Source organism: Streptomyces sp. YS415 (assembly GCF_023544665.1).
Lineage (GTDB): Bacteria > Actinomycetota > Actinomycetes > Streptomycetales > Streptomycetaceae > Streptomyces.
Map to the genome: position 1 here is coordinate 1 of NZ_JAMJFL010000041.1, position 26,292 is coordinate 26,292.

The window sequence follows — 26,292 nt, forward strand, 5'->3', positions numbered from 1 at the left end:
GTCGCGGGCGGCGCGGAGTCCTCGCCGGAGTCCTTGGGCTCCTCCGGCTCCGTCCCGCCGGGGGAGGCCGTGGCGCCCGGCGCCTCGGACGCACCCGTCGAGGCCGGGGACGGTGTCGCCGACCGGTCCGTCGGGGTGCCGGCGTCGTCCTTCGCCGAGCGGGCCGGGTCCTTCTTCCCCTCCGGGCCACCCGAGGAGGAGTCGGAGGAGAACCCGAAGCCCGCCACCAGGGCGGCGACCGAGACCGCGCCCAGCGCGCCCGCGGCCATCAGGACGGGGCGGCGCCGCTCCCGGCGGCGGTGCGAGCGGCGGGCGGCGCGGCCGGCGGTGCCGGGCTCCCAGCCGCCGTCCGGCGCACCGGGCACCCGCGGCAAGCGGCTCGTCTCGTCGTACGCGTTCTGCCAGCCGTGCGCCACGGCCGGGTCGGGGTACTCCTCGTAGTCGGGGGACGGGGCCGCCTGCGGGACGTACACCCGCGGCGGAACCTGGGGACCCTCACCCTGCGGACCCCCGCCCTGGGGGCCCGTGACACCGTTGGGGGCATTCACGCCGTTCGTCCCGTCTCCGTACTGAGGTGGCCTGGACATGGCCGCGCATTCTAGGGACGGGAGGCATGCCGGGGACAGCCGTCGGCGATAACCACCCAAACCACCCGTCTCATGTGGTGGGAAACACGGCCCATGGGGCGTTACCGGGCCGTAAGCTCACCGGCATGCAGGTGATCCAGTCGACCAAGCTCGCCAACGTCTGTTACGAGATCCGGGGCCCGGTTCTCGAGGAGGCCATGCGGCTCGAGGCGGCGGGTCACCGCATCCTCAAGCTGAACACCGGCAACCCGGCGGCCTTCGGGTTCGAGTGCCCGCCGGAGATCCTGGAGGACATCCTCCGCAACGTCTCCTCGGCCCACGGGTACGGCGACGCGAAGGGACTGCTCGCCGCCCGCCGCGCGGTCGTCATGCACAACCAGACCCTCGGCATCGAGACGGACGTCGAGCACGTCTTCGTCGGCAACGGCGTCTCCGAGCTGATCGTGATGGCGATGCAGGGGCTGCTGGACGACGGCGACGAGGTGCTCGTGCCCTCGCCGGACTACCCGCTGTGGACCGCCGCCGTCTCGCTGTCCGGCGGAACCGCGGTGCACTACCGCTGCGACGAGCAGGCCGACTGGATGCCCGACCTGGCCGACGTGGAGCGGAAGATCAGCGACCGCACCAAGGCGATCGTCATCATCAACCCGAACAACCCCACCGGCGCCGTCTACGACGAGGCCGTGCTCAAGGGGCTCACCGACATCGCCCGCCGGCACAACCTCCTCGTCTGCTCCGACGAGATCTACGACAAGATCCTCTACGACGGCGCCACCCACACCCCGACCGCCAAGGTCGCCCCCGATCTGCTGACCCTCACCTTCAACGGCATGTCGAAGGCGTACCGGGTGGCCGGGTACCGCGTCGGCTGGATGTCGATCTCGGGGCCGCGGGCCCACGCCGACTCCTACATCGAGGGCCTGACGATCCTCGCCAACATGCGGCTGTGTGCCAACATGCCCGGCCAGCACGGGGTGGTCGCGGCCCTCAGCGGCCGGCAGACCATCAAGGACCTCGTCCTGCCCGGCGGGCGGCTCAAGGAGCAGATGGACGTCGCCTACGAGCTGCTCACGCAGATCCCCGGGGTGAGCTGCGTGCGCCCCAAGGGCGCCCTCTACCTCTTCCCCCGGCTCGACCCCAACGTCTTCAAGATCAAGGACGACCGGCAGCTCGTGCTGGACCTGCTGCGGCGCGAGAAGATCATGGTCGTCCAGGGGACCGGGTTCAACTGGAGCGAGCCCGACCACTTCCGGGTCGTGACCCTGCCGACGGTCGGGGACCTGCGGGACGCGATGACCCGGATCGGGAACTTCCTCGACGGCTACAGCCAGCCTTGAGCGCCGGATCTACGATCGACTCAACTTTAGACGGAATCCAAGCTAGGATGGTTTCCTGTCAGAGCACAGGAGGCCATCCCCATGTACGAACCGATCCGCACCAAGTCGGTCCACAGCACGATGGCCGGCACCTCCGACTTCCCGCACCGGACGCGCGAGGAGGAGCTGGACATCCAGCTGGCGGGCCATCTCGCCGCACTGCTGGCCGTCACCGACGAACTGCGCGCCCTGGCCCCGTCCGCCGATCTGGACGCCGCCACCGAGCGGCTCGCGGAGCAGGTGACCCGGCTCCGGGGCGGCGCGGCGGTGCGTGCGGTGCCCACGGGCGAGGCCCGTGACCCGTCGGCGCTGCACCAGCGGGCGCACACGCTCGCCGGCCGCGCCCTGGTCGTCGCGGCGTCCCGCGCCGACACGGCGGCGGCCATCCTGGCGGCCGAGCGCATGGACGCGCACGCGTGCTGCGCCGCTTGAGCCGCGGCGCCTTGTCGCCGTAGGGCCTGACGTCGCCCTGCGGCTGCGGGAGCGCGGTGGCTTGTCGCGCAGTTCCCTGCGCCCCTTTCGGGGCGCCCCCAGTCGGCCCCGGTCCGCGTGCACCCGCAGCGACGCGCGGACCGGGCGCCATGCACTGCGTTGGCTTGAGCCGCGGCCGCTTTCGGGGTGTTGCAGGACCGGAGTCGGTATGACACCTCCCGTTCATCGCCCGCGACGGGGAATGTTGGGTTCCGAGAGCACGCTCGCCGTGTGAGACGAATCATCGGAATCGTCCTCGCGGTGTTGCTGATCGGCGGCGTGGTGGCGGCTGTCGTGGCGGGCCGGGAATCCGGGGACACAGGCACGGCAACGAAGACCGTGCGAGCAGTGATCGGGTCGGAGAAGGCGGAGTTCTTCGCCGATCCCGACGTGGTGGAGGCCCTGGCCACCCAGGGCTACACCGTGCGGGCGGAGACGTCCGGGTCCTGGGCGATGGAGGGGCTCGACCTCAAGGGGTACGACCTCGCCTTCCCCTCCAGCAAGGCGCCCGCCGACGAGCTGGCCGCCAAGTACGAGGTGCGCCAGCCGCTGCCTCGGCCCTTCTACTCGCCCCTCGTCGTGGTCGCCCACCGCAGCGCCGCCGACGTGCTCGCCCGCAACGGCCTGGCGACGCTGGACGGGGAGCACCGCGGCACCCTGAAAATGGCCGCCTACCTCGACGCCGCCCGCGCGGACCGGACCTGGCAGCAGCTCAAGGGCGCCGACAGGCACGGGGAGCTGACCGGCACCCTCTTCATCGCCTCGACCGATCCGGGGACCTCCAACTCCGGCGCCCTCTACCTCGCCGCGGCCTCCTACGTCGAGGGCGGCGGCCGGGTCGCCGCGAGCACGAAGGACGTCGAGGCGACCGCCCCGCTGATGCGCAAGCTGGTCAGCGTGCAGGGCGCCCAGCAGTCCAGCACGGACGCGGCGTTCCGGGACTTCGTCAGCGGCGCCGGGAACCCGCTGGTCCTCGTCTACGAGTCGCAGGTCGCCGCGCTGCTCGGGCAGGGCGACGGCGGCCTGGCCGACCTGACCGTCCTCTACCCGGACACCACCGCCAACAGCGACCACACCGTCGTACCGCTGACCGAGGAGGGCCGCGCGCTGGGCGACCTGCTCACCTCGGACCCCCGGCTGCGCGAGCTCGCGGTCCGGCACGGGTTCCGGCCGCAGGGCGTCACCGCCGAGTTCACCTCGGCCACCGCCGCGCACGCGGCCTATCTCAACCAGCAGCTCACCGGCGTCCGGCAGGTGCCCGTGCCCACCTCCGCGGTGCTGCACGACATGGCGCGCCGGGCCGGATCCTAGGGGGAACCGCACATGACCGAGGAAACCTTCACGCTCACCCCGCCCGAGGCCGTCGCGCCGGTGCCGCGGGAGAAGGCCGGCGGGCTCGTCCCCGTCGACGAGGGCGTCCGCGCGGGGATCGCGCAGAAGGCCGCCGACTACGTACAGACGCTCGCGTCCCTGGACGCCCGCTCCCCGGAGTTCGCCGGAAAGGTCGGGGAGATCACCGCGCTCGGCGCCGGTGAGATGCGCAGCGCGGCCGCGCAGTCCAACCGGATGCTGGAGCGGACCGTCCGGGGCCTGCCCGACAAGGGCGGGGACGCCCAGTCGCAGGTCGCGGGCTCGCTCGTGGAGCTGCGCCGGGTGGTGGAGGACCTGGACCCGCGCGATCTGCCCGCCTCCAGGGGCCGCAAGCTCCTCTCCCGGCTGCCCGGCGGCAACCGGCTGCGCGACCACGTCGCCAAGTACGCCTCCGCACAGGGCACCCTGAACAAGATCGTGGGCTCGCTGCGCGGCGGCCAGGACGAACTGCGCCGGGACAACGCGGCGCTGCAGACCGAGCGGGTCCGCCTGTGGGAGACCATGGGCAAGCTCCAGGAGTACGTCGTCCTCACCGAGGCCCTCGACACCGCCGTCGAGGAGCACATCGCCTCGGTCGCCGATCCGGGCGCCGCCGACTCGCTGCGCGCCGACGTCCTCTTCCCCGTCCGGCAGAAGCACCAGGACCTGCTCACCCAGCTCGCGGTGTGCGCGCAGGGCTACCTCGCCATGGACGTCGTACGGCGCAACAACGACGAGCTGATCAAGGGCGTCGACCGGGCCGCCACGACCACCGTGTCGGCGCTGCGGATCTCGGTGATGCTGGCCTCCGCGCTGGACAACCAGAAGAAGGTCGTCGAGCAGGTCAACGCGTTGCGCGGGACCACCGAGGACCTGGTGCGGGGCAACGCCGAGATGCTCGCCACGCAGAGCGGGGAGATCCAGCGCATCGCCGCCGACCCGGCGGTCGGCGCGGAGACCCTGCGGTCGGCGTTCCAGCAGATCTACCGGACCCTGGACGCCATCGACACGTACAAGGTCCAGGCGATCGAGGCGATGGCGACGACCGTGGACAACCTGACCTCCGAACTCCAGCACGCCTCCGCCTACTTGGAGCGCAGCCGGAACCGGGGCGCGCTGGACGGGGGCCTCGGATGAGACGCCGTGCCGCCCTGCTCGCCGCCGCCCTGCTCGCCACCGCCTGCACCGCGCAGGGGGAGAAGGAGCCCGACTCCCCCGGGCCCGGCACCCTGCGCGTCCTCGCCTCCAGCGAGCTCGCCGACATGACCCCGGTGCTCGACCGGGTCGAGCAGGACACCGGCATCAAGGTCGAGGCCACCTACCGCGGCACCCTGGACGCCGTGGACCTGCTCGCCAAGGGCGGCACGGACGGGAGGTTCGACGCCCTGTGGCTGTCGTCCAACGACTACCTGCGGCTGCGCCCCGAGGCGGCGAGGAAGGTCGTCTCGGAGACCCCGGTGATGAGCAGCCCGGTCGCCATCGGCGTCCGGCCGGACACCGTGCGCGAGCTCGGCTGGAAGCCGGAGAACGTCACCTGGTCGCAGGTCGAGCAGGCGGTACGGGACGGGAAGCTGACGTACGGCATGACCGACCCGGCACGCTCCAACTCCGGGTTCGCCACGCTCGTCTCGGTCGCCTCCGCCCTCTCCGGCGCCCAGTCGGCGCTCACCGACGCGGACGTCGACGAGGCCCGGGACCGGCTGAAGGAGTTCTTCCGCGGCCAGCGGCTCACCTCGGGCTCCTCGGGCTGGCTGGCGGCCGCCTACGAGCGGCGCGGGGACGTGGACGCGATGCTCAACTACGAGTCCGTCCTCGAGGGCATCCCGGACCTGACCGTGATCCGCCCGAGCGACGGTGTCGTCACCGCCGACTACCCCCTCTCCTCGCTCGCCGCCACGGACGCCGGGACCCGCGAGAACGTGCGCCGGCTGGCCGAGGCGCTGCGCAGCCCGGACCTGCAGAAGGAGATCACCGACCTCACCCACCGCCGCCCGGTCGTCGCCTCCGTGCTCCCGGGAACCGGCCTGGACCCCGGCCGCCGCCGTGAACTGCCCTTCCCCGGCAGCCGTTCCGTCGCCGACGGGCTGCTCGACGCCTACCGGAACGAGCTGCGCCGCCCGTCCCGGACGGTGTACGTCCTCGACACCTCCGGCTCGATGCGGGGCGACCGCCTCACCCGCCTGAAGTCCGCGCTCACCGGGCTCACCGGCGACTTCCGCGAGCGGGAGGAGGTGACGCTTTTGCCGTTCGGCTCGGACGTGAAGAGCGTGCGCACCCATGTCGTCGACCCCGCGGACCCGGCTTCCGGGCTCGACGCCATCCGCAAGGACACCGCGGCGCTCACCGCCGAGGGCGACACCGCGATCTACACCTCGCTGCAGGAGGCGTACGGCCATCTCGGCGCCGGGCGGGACACGTTCACGTCGATCGTGCTGATGACGGACGGCGAGAACACCGCGGGCGCCGAGGCGGAGGAGTTCGACGCCTTCTACGCGGGGCTCGACCGGGACCGGCGCGCAACGCCCGTCTTCCCCATCCTCTTCGGCGACTCCGACCGGTCCGAGCTGGAGCACATCGCCGACCTGACCGGCGGCCGTCTCTTCGACGCCCGGCAGGGCTCGCTGGACGGCGCCTTCGAGGAGATCCGTGGCTATCAGTAGATACCTCGAGTCCCGCAAGAACATCGCCGGCAGCGTCTGCGGGATCGCCGGGCTCGCCCTGACCTTCGCCGGGGTGGCGGGGCCGTACTGGCCGGTCGTCGTGGCGGGGCTGTACGGCGCGGGCGCGCTGATCGCCCCGCCGGAGCGGCCCGCGCTGCCGGCCTTCCCGGACCCGTCGGAGCAACTGGAGGAGCTGCGCCGCGACTTCGAGAAGCTGTGCGGGTATCTGGCGGAGGTCGAGCTGCCCCCGGGCGCCGAGGGACGCCTGACCGAGCTGACGAACCTGCTCACCGCGCTGCTGACACCGGGCTGGGCCGGCCATCTGCTCGCCGGGGACCCGGAGGGCCTGCACACCCTGGGGCGGGCCGTGCGCCAGGACCTTCCCGAGGCCGTCGACAGCTTCGTACGGGCGAGGTGGTGGACGCGGCTGACGCCGGGGCAGGAGCCGCCGGAGCGGCATCTGGAGCGGCAGCTCGGTCTGCTGCGGCAGGAGGCGGAGAGCCTGGCGGCGGCCCTGCGGGACACGGAGGCCCGCCGCCAGGAGACCCACACCCGGTACCTGGAGGACCGGGGCGGGGAGGGGGTCAGCGCGTGACGTGGACCGTCGCCGACGCCGAGGCGCCCAGGTGGAGGTCGTCGCCCGGCCAGCTGACCGTGTAGGTGACGTCGCGGCGGGCGCGCGGGATGTCGTTGACGGTGAACGTGCCGTCCGCGCCGACCGTCACCGACGACAGGGTGCCGCTGCCGAGGCGGTCGGTGCGCTCGACCTTGAGCACCGCCCGGTCGGGCAGCGCCTTGCCCTGCGCGGTGAACGTGCCGGTGATCTCCACGCCGGAGCTCATCGACGCCTCCGCCGGGGCGGTGAGCGCGATCGAGGCGGGCGCCTTGCCGACGGTGACCGTGGTGCTGGGGCCGTCCGCCGGGCGGTGGGTGAGGTCGCCGAGGAACGAGACGCGGTAGGTGGCGTCGCCGAGCAGGCCGGGCTCGTCGAGCACGGTGTAGGAGCCGTCCTCCTTGACGGGGAAGGTGCCCAGGTCGTGGGTGCCGGCCGCGTCCGTGCGGCTGGCGGTGACCTGCAGCGGCCGGCCGGGCGCCGGGCCGTCCCACTCCAGCTTGCCGCGCACGGCGAGCGGCTCGCCCGCGACCGCCTGGGCGGGGCTGTGGGTCAGCCCGCCGGTGAAGCGGACGTCGTACTGCACGGCCGGGGGCTGGATGATGTGCAGCCAGTACTGGCCGCCGGTGGCGTTGGTGGTGACGGCGAACAGCCGGGAGCCGTCGGCCGACCACTCCATGCCGCGCGGCACGACCCGGTCGCCGTCCTGGCTGCCCTCGAAGACGAACTCCAGCGGGGCGGTGGCGTCACCGGGGTCCGCGGGCTGCACCAGCAGGTCGGGGGTGGCGCCGGTGGCCGAGGCGCCGCGCGCCAGGTACTTGCCGTCGCCGCTGAAGGCGACGGAGGCGGCGGTGGCACCAGCCGGGAGGGGCTGGTAGCGGGTGGACGCGTCCGAGAGGTCGCTGGTGTTGAGCAGCCGGGTGCCGGTTTTGGCGTCCGCGAGGGCGACCTTCGCCCCGTCCGGGGAGACCGCGATGTCCTTCAGGTCCAGGGCGCCCTGTCCGGCGTCGTCGGCGAAGCGGCGGGTGGCGCCGCGCACCGGGGTCTCGCCACTGCCGTCGAAGACGCTGAGGAACGGGTCCGGCGCCGCGGAGTTGAGCCCCTGGCCCATCACGAAGGTGTCGTTCGGGCCGCCCTCCAGCAGGAGCTTGCCGGAGTCGTTCCAGCCGGTGCGCTGCCAGCCGCCGTCGATGATCGTGTCCAGGTGCGATGCCGCCGTGCCGCACTGGCTGAGGTAGTCGGCCCACTGCGAGGTGTAGTACGGCTTGCCTCCGGCGACCACGACCTCGCGCCCGCACTGGTCGCCGGGCGCGTTGGGCGCGCTCTTGATGGCCAGGGTGGCGGTGTCGTAGGCGGATATGCGGTAGCGCTCGCCGACGTACAGCGTGCTCGAGTCGGCGCTGAGGGCCAGGCCGGAGACGTGGTAGTTGGTGGTGATGGTGGAGATGCGCTCGCCCTGGAAGGTGTAGACGGCGATCTGGCCGTAGTAGGAACTGGATCCCACGGCTGCGTCGGCGAGGAAGATGCGCTCGTGGACGCTGTCGACGGCCAGCGCCGAGTACGAGGTGAACGGCAGCTTGGCCACGGTGTCCGAGGCCGCCGCGTGCGCCGCGGGCGCCGCGGCGACGGTGAGTCCGGTCCCGGCGAGGACCGCGGCGAGGACGGTGGCCGCGAGGCGTCCGGAACGGTGTGCAGTATTCAACTGTGCCCCCCACAGGCTGTGTCGGGCCCCACCGGAAGCGGTGGGACCCGTGTGCCCCCCATGTAACAGGGATGAAGATCCCGTGTTCAAGGGGGCGCGAGGGCAGGCGAGTTGCTGCCGCCCGCGGCCGGCCCGTGACGATCACTGGTCAGGGCTCCCATCGGAGGCCGGCCGCGGGGGGTTCATGGGGGGACTAGCCCAGGCGCCGCACCAGCGCGTGGTACTCGTCCCACAGCTCCTTCGGCGTGTGGTCGCCGAAGGTGTTGAGGTGGTCGGGGACCAGCGCGGCTTCCTCGCGCCAGACCTCCTTGTCGACCGTGAGCAGGAACTCCAGGTCGGAGTCGGCCAGTTCCAGGCCCTTGGTGTCGAGGGCGTCCTTCGTCGGCAGGATGCCGATCGGGGTCTCGACGCCCTCGGCCTTGCCCTCGAGGCGCTCCACGATCCACTTCAGGACCCGGGAGTTCTCGCCGAAGCCGGGCCAGACGAACGTGCCCTCGTCGTTCTTGCGGAACCAGTTGACGTAGTAGATCTTCGGGAGCTTCGCGGCGTCCTTGTCCTTGGCGACGTCGACCCAGTGGCCCATGTAGTCGCCCATGTTGTAGCCGCAGAACGGCAGCATGGCGAACGGGTCGCGGCGCAGCTCGCCGACCTTGCCCTCGGCGGCGGCGGTCTTCTCGGAGGCGACGTTCGCGCCGAGGAAGACGCCGTGGTTCCAGTCGAAGGACTCCGTGACCAGCGGTACGGCGGTGGCGCGCCGGCCGCCGAAGAGGATCGCGGAGATCGGCACGCCCTTGGGGTCCTCCCACTCGGGCGCGATGATCGGGCACTGCGAGGCGGGGACGGTGAAGCGGGCGTTGGGGTGGGCGGCCGGCGAATCCGAGGAGGGCGTCCAGTCGTTGCCCTTCCAGTCGGTGAGGTGGGCCGGGGTCTCCTCCGTCATGCCCTCCCACCAGATGTCGTTGTCGTCGGTGAGCGCCACGTTGGTGAAGACGGAGTTGCCCCACAGCGTCTTCATCGCGTTGGCGTTGGTGTGCTCACCGGTGCCGGGCGCGACGCCGAAGAAGCCGGCCTCGGGGTTGATGGCGTACAGGCGGCCGTCCTCGCCGAAGCGCATCCAGGCGATGTCGTCGCCGATCGTCTCGACGGTCCAGCCGGAGATCGTGGGCTCCAGCATGGCGAGGTTGGTCTTGCCGCAGGCGCTCGGGAAGGCGGCGGCGACGTACTTGGACTCGCCCTGCGGCGGGGTGAGCTTCAGGACCAGCATGTGCTCGGCCAGCCAGCCCTCGTCGCGGGCCATGACGGAGGCGATGCGCAGGGCGTAGCACTTCTTGCCGAGCAGGGCGTTGCCGCCGTAGCCGGAGCCGTAGGACCAGATCTCGCGGGACTCCGGGAAGTGGGAGATGTACTTGGTGGAGTTGCAGGGCCACGGCACGTCCGCCTCGCCCTCGGCCAGCGGCGCTCCGAGCGTGTGCACGGCACGCACGAAGAAGCCGTCGGAGCCGAGCTCGTCGAGGACGGGCTGCCCCATGCGCGTCATGGTGCGCATGGAGACCGCGACGTAGGCGGAGTCGGTGATCTCGACGCCGATCGCGGAGAGGTCCGAACCGAGGGGGCCCATGCAGAACGGGACGACGTACATCGTCCGGCCCTTCATCGAGCCGCGGAAGATGCCCTTCTCCCCGGCAAAGATCTCCCGCATCTCGGCGGGGGCCTTCCAGTGGTTGGTGGGGCCCGCGTCCTCTTCCTTCTCGGAGCAGATGAAGGTGCGGTCCTCGACCCGGGCGACATCGGTGGGGTCGGAGGCCGCGTAGTAGGAGTTGGGGCGCTTGATCGGGTCGAGCCGCTTGAAGGTGCCCTTCGCCACGAGCTCCTCGCACAGGCGCTCGTACTCGGCCTCGGATCCGTCGCACCAGACCACGTTGTCCGGCTCGGTCAGTTCCGCGATCTCGTCGACCCACGAGATCAGTTCCTGATGGGTGGTGGGGACGCCGGGGGGAGCCACGATGTCGCGCGCCACGATTGCTCCTAAATGAGGGATTTTTGGTTGGAGGCCCCGTGGGGGCTGCGACCCGGATGCTTGCCAGAGGGGTACCTGGCGCTCATCCGGTGCCGACCGCACTCATTTGATCATCCGACGCGAGTGCCCATATGTCCAGAGGGCGTCACAGGTGAGCGAGCGTGAGACCTGCCACGTCCGCTGCGCAAGGGGGAGACCCCCCACGTCGTAGGTACGATTCCCCTTATGAATGCGTCCGTCCCCGACGCGCCCCTGGACCCGCCGGACGACGGCCGCGGTCCCGTGGCGCTCTCCCTGCCCCATCCGGTCAAGCCCAAGCTCCGGGGCTGGCTGCATCTGGGCATGTTTCCGGCCGTACTCATCGCGGGCCTGGTGCTGACCGCCCTCGCCGACTCCCCCAGAGGCCGCCTGGCCTGCGGGATCTACGCCCTCACGGCCTGTCTGCTGTTCGGTGTCAGCGCGCTGTACCACCGGGGCGACTGGAGCCCGCGCATGGACGGCATCCTGCGCCGGCTCGATCACGCCAACATCTTCCTGATCATCGCCGGCACCTACACCCCGCTGACCATGCTGCTCCTGCCGGGCAGCAAGGGGCGGTGGCTGCTGTGGGGGATCTGGGCCGCCGCTGTCGCGGGCATCGCCTTCCGGGTCTTCTGGGTGGGCGCCCCGCGCTGGCTCTACACGCCCTGTTACATCGCGATGGGCTGGGCGGCCGTCTTCTTCCTGCCCGACTTCATGCGCTCGGGCGGCGTCACGGTCCTGGTCCTGGTGATCGTCGGCGGCCTGCTGTACAGCGCGGGCGGCGTGATCTACGGCATCAAGCGGCCCAACCCCTCACCGCGCTGGTTCGGCTTCCACGAGGTCTTCCACTCCTTCACCCTGGCGGCCTTCGCCGTGCACTACGTCGGCATCTCCCTGGTCGCCTACCAGCACGCGTAGCCCGTCGGCGGGCTCTCCCGGCACTGCCGCACCATGGCATCCTGACCGGGTGACCGCACCGGAGATCCGCTTCGAAGTCGCCCCCGAGCTGGCGCTGTTCGTCCCGCACGGCCGCCGGTCCGGCGCCACCGCCCTCGTCACCGACGGGGTCTCGTCCCTCGGCCATGTCGTGGAGTCCCTCGGCGTGCCGCTCACCGAGGTCGGGACCCTGGAGGTGGACGGCCGGCAGGTGCCGGTGTCCTACGTCGCCGCGGCGGGCGACTCCGTGCGGGTGAAGGCGGTCGAGCGCCCCCAGCAGGTGCCGGGCGCTCCCCTGCGCTTCCTGCTCGACGTCCATCTGGGCACCCTCGCGCGGCGGCTGCGGCTGCTCGGCGTGGACACGGCGTACGAGTCGACGGACATCGGGGATCCGGCGCTCGCGGCGCGTTCGGCGGCGGAGAAGCGGGTCATGCTCAGCCGCGACCGGGGCCTGCTGCGCCGCCGCGAGCTGTGGGCGGGCGCCTACGTCTACAGCACACGCCCCGAGGACCAGCTCCGCGACGTCCTGGAGCGGTTCCGCCCCGAACTGCGGCCGTGGACCCGCTGCACCGCCTGCAACGGCCTGCTGAAGGAGGCCACGAAGGAGGAGGTCGCCGACCAGCTGCACGGCGGCACCCAGCGGTCCTACGACGTGTTCGCCCAGTGCCAGGAGTGCGGCCGGGCGTACTGGAAGGGCGCGCACCACGAGCAGCTGGTGGCCATCGTGGAGCGCGCCCTCACCGAATTCGCCTAGCGGGTACGGACGTCACGCTTTCCGCAGGCGATGCCGTCCCCGTTCCGGTCCAGCCGCAGCGGGTCGTCCTTGCCGTTCACCTTCAGGCGGCCGTAGTCGTTCCGCTTCAGCCAGTCGCAGCGGGCCTTGGCCGTCGCCTTCACGGCCGGCGGGAACTCGGTCGGGACGCAGACGTTCGCCGAGCCGTAGTGGCGGTCGCAGCCGGCGACCGTCGGGCTGACCTGCTGCGCGGACCTCTTCCTGCCGGGGCCCGTGACCTTGCCGGACAGGTCGTCGGCGAAGGAGTGGACGTGCGCCGAGGCGTCCGTCGCCTTCAGGGCCGCGGGTCCTTGCAGATGGACCCACTTGGCGACCGACGGGACACCGTTGGCGTCGACCGCGAAGAGCATGTACCAGCCGGGCGGGGCCAGGTTGGGGTTGCTCGTCACGTTCAGGTCGATGTTGTTGCCGTCCACCGACAGCGGCAGGTCCACGAACCGCTGGTTCGGGTCCGAGGAGTGGGTCACCGCCGCCGGGCGGATCAGCTCCGCCTTGGCGATGGGCCGGTCCACGGTGATCCGCTGGGTGTCGCCGTAGGTCCACTCGGTGTCGATCACCGAGGTGATCGCCGGTCGCTGGCCCTTGAGGAGATAGGGCGGGGTGTAGATCGACACGTTGTGGTTCCAGGAGCCGTTGCCCGGGTTGTCACCGGTGGTCATCACCCGGCCGTCCGGGAGCAGGAACGCCGAGGAGTGGTAGCCGCGCGCCTCGGGGTCCGCGGCGACCGGGTCGAACGTCTCCGTCGCCGGATCGAAGATCGACGTCTCGTACACGGGGTTGGCGCGGTTGTGCAGGGCGCCGCCCGTCTCCAGCACCTTGCCGTCGGGCAGCAGCACGGCGGAGACGTACATCTTGCCCTGGCCGCCGGTCTGCGCCACGCGCCCGTTGCCGAGGTCGACCGTGCCCTGCGGGATCGGCGGCCCGGCGACGTAGGCCGGGTTCGGCTGCTTGAGGTCGATGATGTCGGTCAGCCGGTTGGCGTCCGGGTTGGACTCGATGTTGCCGCCGCCGAGGGTGAGGACCTTCTGGTCCTGCGCCGGGGGCAGCAGCACGCTCGCCGACTGGTCCCGCTCGTCCTTCTTCTGCAGCCCCGGCACCTGGGTGACCGTGTTCGCGGCGTAGTCGTAGACCGCGGAGCCGGTGCCCGGGATGTTGTTGCCGAAGACATGGCTGCCGGAGTAGAAGAGGCGGCCGTCCTGCATCAGGATCATCGACGGGTACAGGCCCCAGTAGGACCAGGTCTGGTTGACCTTCCACAGTTCGAGCCACTTCTGCTCGGCCTGCGAGAACACCTCCGCCGTCACCGACCCGGTCGAGTCCTCCTTCAGCCCGCCGAAGGAGATCACGTCACCGTTGCCGAGGATCGTCGCCGACGGGTACCAGTGACCGTCGTTCATGTCGTTGGTCTTGGTGTACGTCTCGGTCGTGGGGTCGAAGACGTACGAGTCCTTGTACCCCTGGTAGCCGACCGTGCCGTCCGCCGAGGGGTAGCCCTTGTTGCCGCTCATCACCAGCACCCGCCCGTCCTGGAGCTGGACGTGGCCGGCGCAGAACATGTCCTTCGGGGTGGGGATGATCTTGTAGGTGCCGTTGGCCGGGTCGTACACCGCGGAGGTGAAGGTGCCCGCCTTGAACATCTCCTCGCTGTTGCCGGAGCCCGCGATCAGCAGCACCTTGCCGTTGTGCAGCACGACGGAGTGCATCGAGCGCACCGGGTTCTGCACGGGCAGCACGTCCCAGCGGCCGTTGGCGCACTCCTGGGCGGTGCCCGTGCACTGCGGCGGCGGGGTGACGTCGGGGACCTGGTCCATCGTGTAGTCGTCGGTGGTCGCCGAGCCGGTGCCGTAGACCGAGACGCCCCAGCTGATCCGGTCGGTGCCGGCCGGGACCTCGGGGGTGCGGACGGTGGCCTCGGTCCAGCTCCCGGCCAGGTCCAGCGTCTTGAGGTCGGTCCAGTACTGCCAGCCGGCCGTGGTGTCGTGCCGGAAGAGGGTGACGCTGGCGTCCGGGGTGGTGGTCTTGTACCAGAGGCCGAGGTCGTACTGCTTGCCCGGTGTCACCGCGGGCGCGCAGTTCGCGGACTCGGTGATCAGCGCCTTGCGGTCGCCCTGGGTCCGGCGGGTCAGGGTCACCTTCATGGCCTTGGAGCCGGAGTGGGCGTCGGCGACGGTCTCGTAGGAGAAGTCGTTGTCGCCCCAGCCGGACTTGGACCAGCAGAACGGCATGTCGCCGGTGCCGGCGGTCTCGAAGCCCGGGTTCTTGATCAGGTTGGCGGCGGAGGCGGGGTGGGGTGTGGTCAGCAGCAGCCCGGCGGTGAGGGTGCCCACCGCGAACAGGGCGGTTCTCCGTCGGTGTCTCATGCGGTGCTCCTTGCTGTGCGGCTCCCGTGCGGCTCCCCGCCGGCGTTCCTGCGGGGCAGGTAGACCAGCGCCTCGGTGGCGGCGAAGCGCAGGACGAAGGTGGTGACCAGGGCCAGCGCGGTGGCCGAGAGGGCGCCCATCCCGAACTCGGCCACGAACAGCGCGATCAGCGGAATGCGCAGCACCAGATCGGCGTTGGCGAGCAGCGCGAACCGGCCGGCGCGGTCCCACCAGCGCCGGTGCCGCCGCCGGTCACGGAACAGCAGGTGCTCGATGAGCAGGAAGTTCCAGGCCACGCCGAACTGGTTGGCGACGATCTCGGCGGGCAGGTAGTGCATGCCGAAGCCGGTGAGGATCCACAGGGCGAGCAGGTTCGGCACGAACCCGGAGGCGCCGATCAGCCCGAAGCCGACCATGCGGGCGGCCGGGGACGCGGTGCGCAGTCCGGCCAGGTGGCGCAGGAAGCGCAGGCCCTCCTGGGCGGTCGACTTGGACTCGCCGGCGAACCGGTCCTGGAAGACGAACGGCACCTCGGCGACCTGGCGCGGGCGGCTGCGGACGGCGAGTTCCAGGAGGATCTTGTAGCCGAGCGGCTTGAGGACTTCGGCGGTCACGGCCTGGCGGCGGATCGCGAAGAACCCGCTCATCGGGTCGCTGATGCCGTGCAGCCGGCGCGGGAACAGCGACTTGGTGAGCCAGGTGGCGCCCCGGGAGACGGCGACCCGGTAACTGCCCGCGAGCCCGGCCCTGCTGCCGCCCTTGATGTACCGGGAGGCGACGACGAGCGCGGCGCCGGACCGCTCGCCGGTGGCCACCAGCTCCGGGACCAGCGAGGGCGGATGCTGGCAGTCGCCGTCCATCACGACGATCCAGTCCGAGGTGGCCGCCTTCAGCCCTTCCACGACGGCGCCGCCGAGCCCGCCGACCGGGTCGTCCCGGTGGATCACGGCCACCGGGAAGGGGCAGTCCTGCGCCGCCTCCTTGATCACCTCGGGGGTGTCGTCGGTGGAGTCGTCCACGAAGACGACCTCGCAGGGCAGCCGGGCGGGCACCGACTCGGTGATCAGGCGCAGCAGCCGGCGGATGTTCGCCGACTCGTTGAAGGTCGGTACGACGATGGTGACGGCGCCGGGCTCGGGGACCTCGGCCGCCTGAAGATCCGGGATCGGGGTGGTGTATTCCTGGCTCATCGGACGCCGCCTCCAACGGTCTGGATCTGCCGGATCTCGATGCGGTCGTCGCCCTTGCCGAAGACGGCGACGGGCGTGGAGTGCTCCATGGCCGCCTTCACGTTGGGCAGGTCGGCCGCGTCGCGCCGTACGGTCGGGGAGGCGACGACGTAGTCGATGTCGCGCCAGCCGCGGGGCATGGTCTTGGTGACGGCGGGGTCGAGGTCGGCCTTGTAGAACCAGATGACGCCGTTGCCGGGCCGGTACCCGGCGTGCACCAGGTCCAGCCAGAGCGCGTCGTCGACCAGGACGCGGGTGTCCTTGGGGTTCTCCACCTCGGTGCTGAGCCACTTCGAGGCGGCCCGGTAGGGGGCGTTGGCGTCGGCGGTGACGGCGGTGCGGCCGCCGTCGTACCAGCGGGGGACGACATAGGCGCCCGCGCCGATGGCGAGGACGGCGGCCAGGGTGTACCGGCCCGCGCGGGGCAGCCGTCCCTTGCGCAGGACGGCGTGGGCGACCGACGCGGTGCCGCCGGCGAGGACGAGGGCGAGGAACGGCAGCGCCTGGATGATGTACATCGCGGGCAGGTAGCCGCTCGGGCGCATCGCGACCAGGGCGAGGATCGCCACGGCGGCGCAGGGCCCGGCGAGCGCGCGGGCGGTGACCGACCAGCGCCAGGTGGCGAGCAGCAGGAGAGCGCCCGCGAGGCCGCCGAGGGGCAGGACCCGGTCGTAGTAGAGCCACGACTGCAGCACGCCGTGGGAGCCGGAGCCCTCATCGAGGATGAAGCCGGAACCGGGCCTGGTCATCTGGTACTTGACGCCGTCCCACAGCGAGACGTGCCCGGCGCCGGGGAACAGCTCGCCCTTGAGCAGGGCGAACAGGGGGTACGACAGACCGATCAGGACGCACGCGGTGATCGCGCCGGTCACCGCGAACTTGCGGGTGTCGCGGTGGCTGTGCCGCCACATGGTGACGAGGATCGCCGGGAGGACGAACAGCATCGTCTCCTTGGTCAGCACCGCGGTGGCGGCGGCGATGCCCGCGCCGAAGTGGTGCCACAGGTGCCGGCTCGGCGACGCGGCGAGGGTGAACGCCAGCAGCGTCCACATCACGGCGAGGTTGTCCAGGAAGATCTCGCGCTGGAGGATCACCGAGAGCGGCGAGAGACCGAACAGGACCATGCCGAGTCCGGCGGCCCAGCGCGGCAGCGACAGCCGCCGCCCGAGCACGTACACCAGGACCGCGCTGATCCCGCTGACGACCAGCATGGCCGCGCGCATCGAGCCGACGGTCATCGAGTCGGGGCTGATCAGCGAGGGTATCCAGGTCAGCGCGGCGATCTGGATCCAGCCGAACGGCGGGTGGTCGTACCAGTACGTGTAGTGGGCGAGCCCTTTGCCCTCCTGGACCGCCCAGGCCTGGGCGAGGTAGGTGCCCTCGTCGTCGCTGAGGGTCGGGTAGTCGGCGATGTTCCAGCCCTGCACGACGAGGATCGCCGCGAGCAGCACGACGCACAGGACGAGGTCGGGTCGAGAGGTACGCAGCTCCTTCGGCGGGGTCGTTCGATCCGTCGAACGGATTTCCGGCGCAGGCTGCCGCTGCGCGGGGACCTCGGTGGTCACCGCGGGAAGGGTGGAGGTCACGCAGGAACGTCCTCTCGGATCACTTCGGCCTGGTTGAGGTGTGCGCCGACATGGGTCGTCAACTCCCAGTCGTTACGGCCGCGTTGCTCGCGCCAGACGGCACGGATCGCGGCTCCGGCGAGCAGCACCTGGTAGAAGGGACCGCCGACGATGAGCTTGAGGTAGTGCACGAACCGGACGCGCAGCCCGTACTGCTTGCCGAAGTCGTGCAGTCCGACGACCTCGAAGACGAAGGTGACGAGCGCGGTGACGGCCGGCAGGAAGGTGATGAACGCGATGGACACCGGCACGTCGAGGAAGAGGGCGATGGCCACGTTGAGCGGGATGATCACGCCCGTGAAGGCCTGGAGGAACGGCGTGGTGAGGGTGTAGCGGGCCAGCAACCGCTGCCCGAAGGTGGGCAGTTGCTTCCAGTCCTTCTTCCGGTAGACCTGGAGGAAGCCCTGGTTCCAGCGGGTGCGCTGCTTGAGCAGCGACATCAGGCTGCCGGGCGTCTCCTCCTTGGTCACCATGTCGGAGTCGTAGGCGACGACGACCTTCTTGCCGATGCTGGACAGCCGCACCCCGAGGTCGCAGTCCTCGGCGAGGCAGTCGGGGTCCCAGCCGTCGGCCGCCCGGAGCACGTCCGTGCGGACGAAGACGGTGTTGCCGCCGAGCGGGATGAACCCCTTCTGCGCGTGCAGGTGCAGCCGGGAGCGGAACCAGAAGAAGTACTCCAGGCAGTTGCGCAGGCTGTACCAGCTGGAGTGGAAGTTGATCAGCTGCACCCCGCCCTGGACGACGTCGGCGCCGGTGGAGCGGAAGGCGTGGTCGACGTGGGCGAGGAGCTCCGGGTGGACCTGGTCCTCGGCGTCGAAGACCCCGACGACGTCGCCGCGGCAGTGCGGCAGCGCCGTGTTCATGGCCTTCGGCTTGTTCTTCTTCTCGTGGGTGTCGACGACCACCCGGACCCGTGGGTCGCGTGCGGCGGCCCGCTCGGCGACCTCCGTGGTCTCCGGGTCGTCGTGGCCGACGATGACGATGATCTCGAAGTCGGTGTGGCTCGACTCCAGCAGCCGCTGGATGGTGTGGTCGAGCACGGCCTGTTCATGACGGGCCGGCAGCAGCAGTGAGAACGACAGATGCTCGCCACCGTCCGGTCTGCTGAACCGGGTGGAGGCGAGCACCTCAGGCGTACGCCAGGCGTGCATCTGCCACCACAAGGTGAACGCCGCCATCCAGAACAGGGCCAGCGAGACGACAGCGATGAAGACAGACGTGAGCAACAGATCCCCCCAGATCCCCAAACCCCCTGTCGCGACGGCCAGTCACAGCCGTCGCGTCACTGTGCAGAGATTAGGGGGGATGTGTGAAGCGCGGGAGCTGTTCCGATAAATAGCGTGTTTCGGAACGGGGCGGCGAAGAGCGGGATCTAACCGAACACACGCCCCATTTGGACAGCGCGGGGCAGCGCGGGACCGCCCCCGACCGTTGCTCTCAGCCGCTCAGCGCCTCGCGCAGCCGCTCCGGATCGGTCGTCGGGGCGTCACAGGTGAAATTACGGCAGACGTACGCCGCCGGTTCACCGCCGACCAGCGGCCGCCCCGCCAGCAGCGGCAGTTCGTCACTGTCCGGAGCGCCCACCGCGACCACGGCACCGGGCGCGGTGCCCAGCAGGGCCGTGCGGTGCAGGGTCCGGGTGGCCGGGTCGTCGAGCGAGGGCCCGACGACCGCGATCTCGCGGGGTCCGTCGAGCCGGGCCTCGGCGGCGGCGAGCCCCCAGCCGATGAACCGCGGCACCCGCGGCCCGAGCGCCTTCACCACACCCAGCGCCCTCTCCGCGGCGCTGCGATGGGGCTCGGAACCGGTCTGGGCGGCATAGCTGAGCAGGGCGTTCGCGGCGGCGGACCAGCCGGAGGGGGCCGCGTTGTCGGTGGGGTCCTGCGGGCGGCGGATCAGCCGCTCGGCGTCCACGGCCGTGTCGAACAGGGCACCCGACTCCTCGTCGACGAACCGGGTCAGGACATGGTCGAGCAGGAACCCGGCGAACTCCAGCCACACCCCCTCACCGGTGACGGACGCGAGCGCCAGGAACCCCTCGGCGACGTCGGCGTAGTCCTCCAGCACGCCCGCATTCGCCCCGGCCTGCCCGTCCTTGCTGGTACGGGCGAGCTGCGCGTGCTCGTCCAGATGCAGGCGTACGAGGAGATCGGCGGCGCACACCGCGGCCTCGACGAGGTCGGGGCGGTCGAAGTAGGCGCCGGTCTCGGCCAGCGCGGCGATGGCGAGCCCGTTCCAGGCGGCGACGACCTTGTCGTCCCGTCCGGGGGCGGGCCGCTCGGCACGCGCGGCGAGCAGGCGCGCGCGGACACCTGCGACCTTCTCGGCGTCGAACACCCCGTCCTGCTGCGGGAGTTGCAGGACGGACGCGCCCTCCTCGAAGGTGCCCTCCTCGGTGACCCCGAAGTAGCGGGCGGCCAGTTCGGCGTCCTCGCCCAGGACCTCGCGCAGCTGCTGCGGCGTCCAGACGTAGTAGGCACCCTCGACGTGCTTGCCGGTGCCGTCGTCGCTGTCGGCGTCCAGGGCGGAGGCGAACCCGCCCTCGGCGGTGCGCAGTTCGCCGACCATGAAGTCGGCGGTCTCCAGCGCCACCCGGCGGGCGAGGTCGGACCCGGTGGACCGCCACAGGTGGGCGTAGACCCGGCACAGCAGGGCGTTGTCGTACAGCATCTTCTCGAAGTGCGGCACGGTCCACTCCCGGTCCACGGAGTACCGGGAGAAGCCGCCGCCGAGCTGGTCGTAGATACCGCCCCGGGCCATCCGCTCGCAGGTGTCGGCGGCCATCTGCAGGGCGCCCTCGGAGCCGGTGCGGGCGTGGTGGCGCAGCAGGAACTCCACCACCATGGACGGCGGGAACTTCGGCGCCCCCCCGAACCCGCCGCGCACCGGGTCGTACTCCCGGGTGAGCCCCAGCAGTGCCCCCGCGAGCTCCTCCTCGCCGGGCGCCCGGGAGTCGCCGTAGGAGATCTCCCGTCCGGCCAGATCGCGGACGATCTTCCCCGCGATCTCGTCGACCTCGTCCCGCCGGCCGGTCCAGGCCTGCTGGACACCCTCCAGGACCTGCCGGAAGGAGGGCATGCCGTGGCGGGGGGCGGGCGGGAAGTAGGTGCCGAAGTAGAAGGGCTCGGCGTCGGGCGTGAGGAAGACGGTCATCGGCCAGCCGCCCTGGCCGGTGGCGGCCTGCACCGCCTCCATGTAGACGGCGTCCACGTCGGGGCGTTCCTCGCGGTCGACCTTGACGTTGACGAAGTGCTCGTTCAGGTACGCGGCCGTCACCTCGTCCTCGAAGGACTCGTGCGCCATGACATGGCACCAGTGGCAGCTGGAGTACCCGACGCTGAGCAGCACGGGTTTGCCGCTCCGGCGCGCCTCCTCGAACGCCTGGTCCGACCAGGGCCACCAGTCGACGGGGTTGTCGGCGTGCTGGAGCAGGTAGGGGGACGTCTCATGGGCCAGTCGGTTCGGCATGGTGTCCATCCTGCCGCAGTACCCCGGGGACCGCCGGGCAGCACACCCCACAAGCCCGATCTTGCCGCCCTCTCCCCAGGGCGTCCCGTCCGCAGCACACTTGACCAAGAAAGTGTTGCCGCCGGAGGGGGACCTGACATGCGGGACAGCCATCGGACGGAGGCCGAGCGGCTGTTGGCTCGCGCCGTGGAGGAAGAGGTGCGGCGCTCGGGCGGACGCACCGACGGGGCGGTGCTGCTGTCCCGGGCGCGCGGCGCGCTGGACGCCATGGCGCAGCCGGCGGCCGAGGAGTACTCGGCGTACGTCCGCGCCCTGGACGAGGCGGAGGCCGGCCGGCTCACCTTCGGCCAGCGCTACGCCCGCGAGGGCGGCGGCACCCCGCTGCTGGTGGCGGGCGTGGCGGGGGTCGCCGCCGTCCTCGCCGACCTGGCCCTCGGCACCGGTGCCGGGACCGCGGTGGGCGCGGGCGTGACCGTGGGGCTGGTGGGCGCCGCGGCGACGGTGGTGAAGGTGGCCGGGGTGCACCTGCCGGCCGCGCACCACCGGGCGGGGGCGGCCGGGCAGCCCGGCGGCGCCGAGCAGCTGCGGCTGCAGTGGCTGACCGCGCTGGAGGTACGCGGGATCCGGCCCTTCCTCGATCAGCAGCGGATGCTGAGCGCGTCGACGGGGCCCAAGCAGCAGGGCCCGCAGCTGCGCGGCACCGACAAGAGCGCGGCCGCCCGGGGGCGCAAGGTGCTGGAGCAGTCCTTCGGGCAACTCCCGGAGACGCGGGAGCCGTTTGCCGGTCGGCGCCAGGAGCTGGGGCGGATCCGGCAGTGGGTGCAGGCGGCCCGGGCGAGCACGGAGACCCGTCCGACGGTGGTCGTGCTGCACGGGACGCCCGGCAGTGGGCGTACGGCCCTGGCGGTGCGGGCGGCGCACGATCTGCGGGACCAGTTCCGCGGGGCGTGCGTGGTCGACCTGCGCGGCGACACGGCGGAGGAGCCGCCGCTGTCCACCCGGGACGCCCTGCTGCACCTGCTGAACCGGCTGGGCGCGCCGCGCGAGCAGCTGCTGTTCCGGGAGCGCTCCTCCCCCGACCAGCAGGTCAAGCGGCTGAGCGAGCTGTACCACCAGCATCTGACCGGGCTGCCGGTCACGGTCGTCCTGGACGACGCCTCCGACCCGGAGCAGGTGCGCACCCTGCTGCCCGAGCGCTCCGACAGCCTGGTCCTGGTGACCGCCCGCGACGCCCTCGACCTGCCCGGGGACCTGCCGGCGTGGGTGCATCACCTGCGCGTGGAGCCGTTGGCGGCAGCGGGCGCGGAGGAACTGCTGACGGCCGTGGCACAGGACACCACCGGCCCCTACGACGCCGACTCCTCCGACCGGATCAGGGAGTTGTGCGGCGGCCTGCCGCTGGCGCTGCGCATCGCGGGCTCCTCGCTGGGCCAGCGCTCCCCCCGCCGGCTCGCCACCGACCTCGCCGCCTACGGCCCCGTGGACCCGGTCGAGAGAGTGCTGTGGCTGCGCTACACCGACCAGCCGGAACCGGCCCGCCGCCTGCTGCGCCGGCTGGCGCTGGCCGGACGGGCCTCGCTGGGCGCGGCGGCGGCCGCCGCGCTGCTGGCGACGGACGAGCCGGAGGCCACCCGCCGGCTGACCGCCCTGTCCGAGGCGGGCCTGCTCGACCACGTCCGCGGCAACCGCTACCGCCTGCACGACCTGATCCGCGCCTTCGCCCACGCCCGGCTCCTCGACGAGGAGGAACCGGCGGAACGCTCCGCCGCGCAGGAGCGGCTCATCGTCAACTACGCCGACCTCGCCGACTCGGTGCTGCGCCTGGTCGACGGCAACGTGTCCACCCGCTCCGACCGGTTCAGCCCGCACGGCTTCACCTCCCTGGACGAGGCCCTGCACTGGCTGGACGACGAATCCAGCTTCATCACCTCGGCGCTGCGGCACGCGGACGGCGTCAACCAGGCGGCGGTCCTGGAACTGCTCGGCGCCCTGTGCGACTACTGCCTGCTGCGCGGCGACCTGTACCGCCTGGGCGAGATCAGCGAACTCGCCGAGGCGGTGGACCAGGGCCTGCTGCTGCGCTCGGTGCAGTGGCGTACGGGCATCGCCGCGCGGCAGGTCGGCGAACTGGACCGGGCCAGGACGACGCTGGCGTCGGTGGTGGACCTGTACATGGAGGCCCACCACGACGCGGGCGCGGCCCGCGCCCTGTGCTCCCTGGGCATCACCCTGCACCACCAGGGCCAGCTGACGGAGGCGGCGAAGAAGCTGCGCGAGGCGCTGGACCTGCAGGAGCCGCCGCAGCTGGCCACGGACCGGGCCTGGACGATGCACGCCCTGGCGGCGGTGCAGCGGGACCGGGCCCACCTGTCGGAGGCGCTGGACCTGCTGAACCGCTCGCTGGAGCTGCACCGGGCGGGAGAGTCGGTGCACGGCGAGGCGTGGGCGCACTTCCAGCTCGGCCAGCTGGGCCTGCGCATGGGCGACGTCCCGCGCGCGGAGCGCGAACTGCGCACCGCGCTCGACCTGTACGGCCGTACCCGCGACGTGCGGGGCGAGGCGTGGGCGCTGACCCAGCTGGCCCGGGCCCGCCTGGTCGCCGGTGATCATTCCGCGGCGGTGGACGGCCTGCGCCAGGCGGCGTCCCGGCACCGCGACAACGAGGACGCGCGCGGCGAGGCGTGGTCGGTCTACTACCTGGGCCAGGCCCTGGAGGAGACCGGCAACCTGGACCAGGCGGTCCGCGAACTGGAGCGCTCCCGCACGATGTTCTCCCGGATGCGGGACGTGTACGGCCTGGCGTGCGCCCGCCACCACTCGGCGCGCGCGACCCGCGATCTGCGGGCGGTGCAGACCGGTTCCCTGCGCAACTCCGGCTTCGCCCGCCAGCTGCTGGTGGACGCCCGGGCCGACTTCCAGCGCATCGGCGTCGCCCACGGCGAGGCATGGACCTGCCTGGAGCTGGCGGTGGTGGACGCCGGCAACTCCCGTACCCAGCAGGCGCTCGCGCTGTGCGACGAGGCGGTGGGCCTGTTCACCTCCTACGGCGACCGCCGGGGTGAGGACTGGGCCCGGTTCCTGCGCTGCACCCTGCTGCCCTACGCGGCGCCCGGCGGGGTGGAGGTCGGCACGGCGGTCGCCCAGGAGGAGCTGGCCCACCTGGCCCGGAACGGTCATCCGGTGCGCGACGAGAAGCTGGAGGAGTACGTCGACGCCTACCGGCTGCTGCTGGAGCGGGGCGTGAACCTGGAGGCGGGCTGGCAGGCCTGGCGCCTGGGCATGGTGCCGAGCCGGCACGCCCGGGAGGTCATGGGGGTGGCGGTGGCGACGGCGGGGCGGTGATCAGCGGCACCCTGTCTCGCGGCCGGCCGGGCGCCCACTCCGGCCAAGCAACGGCCGGAGTCGGCGCACCTGCTGCTGTCACCGGCCGGCCACGCGCGGTGAGGTCAGCCCTTCTCGGCGTCCCCCGGGGCGTCCGCCTTCGGGTCCGGGGCCTCCGTGAAGGCGACCTTGCCCATGTGCTTGTTCATCGACTTCATCAGGCCCCACACGGCCAAGGCCATCACCGCGAAGACGATGAAGCCGAGGACACCGGGGGTGACCTTGTCCTCGTCGACCTCCTTGGCGAGGGTGACCAGCTGCGTCATTGCCAGGCTTGCGCTTGCGCTCATGTCAGGCATTGTCGCGGACGCCCGCGAAGAGGTCGTCCTCGGGGAGGGAGGTATCGACGAGGGACTTCGCCAGCTCGTACTCCTCCGTCGGCCAGACCTCCTTCTGGAGCTCCATCGGCACCCGGAACCAGCCGCCGTCGGGGTCGATCTGGGTGGCGTGCGCGACCAGGGCCTTGTCGCGGATCTCGAAGAACTCGGCGCACGGGACGTGCGTGGTCAGCGTGCGCTCGGTGCGCTCGAACTCGTCCCACCGCTTGAGCCAGTCCCCGTACGGCGACTCCATGCCCCGGTCCAGCAGCGCCTGGTGCAGCGCCTCGGTGCGGGGGCGGTTGAAGCCCTGGTTGTAGTAGAGCTTGACCGGCTGGTACGCCGGGCCGTACTCGTCCTCCGGGTACTTCGCGGTGTCCGCCGCGCCCTCGAACGCCACCATCGAGATCTTGTGGGTCATGATGTGGTCGGGGTGCGGGTAGCCGCCGTTCTCGTCGTAGGTGGTGATCACCTGCGGGCGGAAGGAGCGGATCCTCCGGACCAGCTCACCGGCCGCCTTGTCGACGTCCTCCAGGGCGAAACAGCCCTCGGGCAGCGGCGGCAGCGGGTCGCCCTCGGGCAGCCCGGAGTCGACGAAGCCGAGCCACTCCTGCTTCACGCCGAGGATCTCGCGGGCCTCGTCCATCTCCTTCTTGCGTACCTCGTGGATGTGCTCCTCGATGTACCGGTCGCCCTGGAGCTTGGGGTTCAGGATGGAGCCGCGCTCCCCGCCCGTGCAGGTCACGACCAGCACGTCCACCCCCTCGGACACGTACTTCGCCATGGTGGCCGCGCCCTTGCTCGACTCGTCGTCGGGGTGGGCGTGGACGGCCATCAGTCGCAGCTGGTCAGTCAAGACTCAATCCTCGTAGGTCGGCGCCCCCCGTGTGAACGGGCGCATACGGCGGCTTCTATAGTGACCGAATCGGGGGCCGAATAATTCCGGGGCCCGGCCCCGCGAGAGGACGATCATGACCACGGCGAGCCCACGACCGCCCGAGGGCCGGTACGGACGCTCCTCGGACGCGCGCTCCGACCACCGGCTCAAGCTCGCCGCCGCCGTCCTCGGAACCCTGCTCCTGGCCGCCGTGGCCTACTTCGGCTACCACTACGTCGGCCAGAGCAGGATCAGCGCCGAGATCATCAAGTACGACTTCACCGAGAACGCGGTCAAGGTGCACCTGGAGGTCCGCAAGGACTCCGGCGCCTCCGGCTACTGCACGATCCGCTCCCAGGCGGAGAGCGGCGCCGAGGTCGGCCGGGCGGACTTCCGCTTCGACGGGGACGCCACGCGGATCGACCAGGTCGTCACGTTGCGTACGACGTCGCAGGGCACCACGGCCCAGCTGCTCGGCTGTCACGCGGACTGACCCGGCCCGCCCGGGC

At 71.6% G+C, this 26,292-nt stretch carries 20 protein-coding genes; 10 read left to right on the forward strand and 10 right to left on the reverse strand.

All coding sequences use genetic code 11. From position 1 onward, the window contains the following. The coding region (locus M8H82_RS33015; protein ID WP_250078795.1) for a hypothetical protein at positions 1-587 on the reverse strand (587 nt) is incomplete at its 3' end. 125 nt (positions 588-712) lie between these two features. Here M8H82_RS33015 and M8H82_RS33020 point away from each other — a divergent pair. The 6 genes from M8H82_RS33020 (at position 713) to M8H82_RS33045 (ending at position 7,039) form a co-directional block, all read left to right on the forward strand. Continuing rightward, on the forward strand, positions 713-1,924 hold the full coding sequence (locus tag M8H82_RS33020; protein WP_250078797.1) for a pyridoxal phosphate-dependent aminotransferase: 1,212 nt from the start codon (positions 713-715) through the stop codon (positions 1,922-1,924). Between the two features lie 81 nt (positions 1,925-2,005). Further along, positions 2,006-2,395 carry a hypothetical protein gene (locus tag M8H82_RS33025; protein WP_250078800.1) on the forward strand — a complete coding sequence of 130 codons (390 nt, stop codon included), beginning with the start codon at positions 2,006-2,008 and terminating at the stop codon, positions 2,393-2,395. Positions 2,396-2,665: 270 nt separating this feature from the next. After that, positions 2,666-3,745, forward strand: coding sequence for a substrate-binding domain-containing protein (locus tag M8H82_RS33030; protein ID WP_250078802.1), 1,080 nt, complete (start codon positions 2,666-2,668; stop codon positions 3,743-3,745). Positions 3,746-3,757: 12 nt separating this feature from the next. Then, entirely contained in the window at positions 3,758-4,921 is a 1,164-nt protein-coding gene (locus M8H82_RS33035) for a toxic anion resistance protein (RefSeq protein WP_250078804.1), read from the forward strand. Then, positions 4,918-6,444 carry a substrate-binding and VWA domain-containing protein gene (locus tag M8H82_RS33040; RefSeq protein ID WP_250078806.1) on the forward strand — a complete coding sequence of 509 codons (1,527 nt, stop codon included), beginning with the start codon at positions 4,918-4,920 and terminating at the stop codon, positions 6,442-6,444. The genes M8H82_RS33035 and M8H82_RS33040 overlap by 4 nt, the downstream gene beginning before the upstream one ends. Continuing rightward, positions 6,431-7,039 (forward strand): hypothetical protein, encoded by a 609-nt coding sequence (locus tag M8H82_RS33045; RefSeq protein WP_250078807.1) that lies wholly within the window; start codon positions 6,431-6,433, stop codon positions 7,037-7,039. The genes M8H82_RS33040 and M8H82_RS33045 overlap by 14 nt, the downstream gene beginning before the upstream one ends. Here the strand turns inward: M8H82_RS33045 and M8H82_RS33050 are convergent. Both M8H82_RS33050 and M8H82_RS33055 read right to left on the reverse strand, forming a co-directional pair. After that, positions 7,029-8,759: an Ig-like domain repeat protein gene (locus M8H82_RS33050; RefSeq protein WP_250078810.1), complete on the reverse strand. Its 1,731-nt coding sequence runs from the start codon at positions 8,757-8,759 to the stop codon at positions 7,029-7,031. The genes M8H82_RS33045 and M8H82_RS33050 overlap by 11 nt on opposite strands. Before the next feature lie 193 nt (positions 8,760-8,952). Further along, positions 8,953-10,776: a phosphoenolpyruvate carboxykinase (GTP) gene (locus M8H82_RS33055; RefSeq protein ID WP_250078812.1), complete on the reverse strand. Its 1,824-nt coding sequence runs from the start codon at positions 10,774-10,776 to the stop codon at positions 8,953-8,955. A 225-nt stretch (positions 10,777-11,001) separates the two neighbouring features. On the opposite strand from M8H82_RS33055, the gene M8H82_RS33060 reads away from it, so the two are divergent. Beyond that, positions 11,002-11,715, forward strand: coding sequence for a hemolysin III family protein (locus M8H82_RS33060; RefSeq protein ID WP_250078813.1), 714 nt, complete (start codon positions 11,002-11,004; stop codon positions 11,713-11,715). A gap of 49 nt (positions 11,716-11,764) precedes the next feature. Continuing rightward, positions 11,765-12,487 (forward strand): Mut7-C ubiquitin/RNAse domain-containing protein, encoded by a 723-nt coding sequence (locus tag M8H82_RS33065; RefSeq protein ID WP_250078815.1) that lies wholly within the window; start codon positions 11,765-11,767, stop codon positions 12,485-12,487. Here M8H82_RS33065 and M8H82_RS33070 read toward each other — a convergent pair. The 5 genes from M8H82_RS33070 to M8H82_RS33090 all read right to left on the reverse strand — a co-directional run bounded on the left by M8H82_RS33070 (position 12,484) and on the right by M8H82_RS33090 (position 21,208). Further along, positions 12,484-14,886, reverse strand: coding sequence for a galactose oxidase-like domain-containing protein (locus M8H82_RS33070; RefSeq protein WP_250078818.1), 2,403 nt, complete (start codon positions 14,884-14,886; stop codon positions 12,484-12,486). The two genes, M8H82_RS33065 and M8H82_RS33070, sit on opposite strands and share 4 nt — an antisense overlap. After that, positions 14,883-16,076, reverse strand: coding sequence for a glycosyltransferase family 2 protein (locus M8H82_RS33075; protein WP_250078821.1), 1,194 nt, complete (start codon positions 16,074-16,076; stop codon positions 14,883-14,885). The genes M8H82_RS33070 and M8H82_RS33075 overlap by 4 nt, the downstream gene beginning before the upstream one ends. Beyond that, entirely contained in the window at positions 16,073-17,701 is a 1,629-nt protein-coding gene (locus M8H82_RS33080; RefSeq protein WP_250078823.1) for a phospholipid carrier-dependent glycosyltransferase, read from the reverse strand. The genes M8H82_RS33075 and M8H82_RS33080 overlap by 4 nt, the downstream gene beginning before the upstream one ends. Continuing rightward, positions 17,698-18,966 (reverse strand): glycosyltransferase, encoded by a 1,269-nt coding sequence (locus tag M8H82_RS33085; RefSeq protein WP_250078825.1) that lies wholly within the window; start codon positions 18,964-18,966, stop codon positions 17,698-17,700. Before M8H82_RS33085 ends, M8H82_RS33080 begins: the two co-directional genes overlap by 4 nt. A 211-nt stretch (positions 18,967-19,177) precedes the next feature. Continuing rightward, positions 19,178-21,208 carry a thioredoxin domain-containing protein gene (locus M8H82_RS33090; RefSeq protein ID WP_250078827.1) on the reverse strand — a complete coding sequence of 677 codons (2,031 nt, stop codon included), beginning with the start codon at positions 21,206-21,208 and terminating at the stop codon, positions 19,178-19,180. A 138-nt stretch (positions 21,209-21,346) separates the two neighbouring features. On the opposite strand from M8H82_RS33090, the gene M8H82_RS33095 reads away from it, so the two are divergent. Then, positions 21,347-24,550, forward strand: a complete 3,204-nt coding sequence (locus M8H82_RS33095) for a tetratricopeptide repeat protein (RefSeq protein ID WP_250078829.1) — start codon at positions 21,347-21,349, stop codon at positions 24,548-24,550. Between the two features lie 104 nt (positions 24,551-24,654). Here M8H82_RS33095 and M8H82_RS33100 read toward each other — a convergent pair whose 3' ends face one another. Together M8H82_RS33100 and mca are read right to left on the reverse strand one after the other, a co-directional pair. After that, positions 24,655-24,888, reverse strand: coding sequence for a hypothetical protein (locus M8H82_RS33100; RefSeq protein ID WP_250078831.1), 234 nt, complete (start codon positions 24,886-24,888; stop codon positions 24,655-24,657). After that, entirely contained in the window at positions 24,881-25,762 is an 882-nt protein-coding gene (gene mca / locus M8H82_RS33105; RefSeq protein ID WP_250078833.1) for a mycothiol conjugate amidase Mca, read from the reverse strand. Before mca ends, M8H82_RS33100 begins: the two co-directional genes overlap by 8 nt. A 115-nt stretch (positions 25,763-25,877) precedes the next feature. On the opposite strand from mca, the gene M8H82_RS33110 reads away from it, so the two are divergent. Beyond that, positions 25,878-26,276, forward strand: coding sequence for a DUF4307 domain-containing protein (locus M8H82_RS33110; protein ID WP_250078834.1), 399 nt, complete (start codon positions 25,878-25,880; stop codon positions 26,274-26,276). Positions 26,277-26,292: the final 16 nt, after the last annotated feature.

Excerpts from the sequence above, each read along its gene's own strand:
- M8H82_RS33090 (WP_250078827.1), bottom strand. The coding sequence starts at position 21,208 with ATGCCGAACCGACTGGCCCATGAGACGTCCCCCTACCTGCTCCAGCAC.
- M8H82_RS33020 (WP_250078797.1), top strand. The coding sequence starts at position 713 with ATGCAGGTGATCCAGTCGACCAAGCTCGCCAACGTCTGTTACGAGATC.
- M8H82_RS33095 (WP_250078829.1), top strand. The coding sequence starts at position 21,347 with ATGCGGGACAGCCATCGGACGGAGGCCGAGCGGCTGTTGGCTCGCGCC.
- M8H82_RS33060 (WP_250078813.1), top strand. The coding sequence starts at position 11,002 with ATGAATGCGTCCGTCCCCGACGCGCCCCTGGACCCGCCGGACGACGGC.
- M8H82_RS33110 (WP_250078834.1), top strand. The coding sequence starts at position 25,878 with ATGACCACGGCGAGCCCACGACCGCCCGAGGGCCGGTACGGACGCTCC.
- M8H82_RS33100 (WP_250078831.1), bottom strand. The coding sequence starts at position 24,888 with ATGCCTGACATGAGCGCAAGCGCAAGCCTGGCAATGACGCAGCTGGTC.
- M8H82_RS33040 (WP_250078806.1), top strand. The coding sequence starts at position 4,918 with ATGAGACGCCGTGCCGCCCTGCTCGCCGCCGCCCTGCTCGCCACCGCC.
- M8H82_RS33070 (WP_250078818.1), bottom strand. The coding sequence starts at position 14,886 with ATGAGACACCGACGGAGAACCGCCCTGTTCGCGGTGGGCACCCTCACC.
- M8H82_RS33025 (WP_250078800.1), top strand. The coding sequence starts at position 2,006 with ATGTACGAACCGATCCGCACCAAGTCGGTCCACAGCACGATGGCCGGC.
- M8H82_RS33075 (WP_250078821.1), bottom strand. The coding sequence starts at position 16,076 with ATGAGCCAGGAATACACCACCCCGATCCCGGATCTTCAGGCGGCCGAG.
- M8H82_RS33035 (WP_250078804.1), top strand. The coding sequence starts at position 3,758 with ATGACCGAGGAAACCTTCACGCTCACCCCGCCCGAGGCCGTCGCGCCG.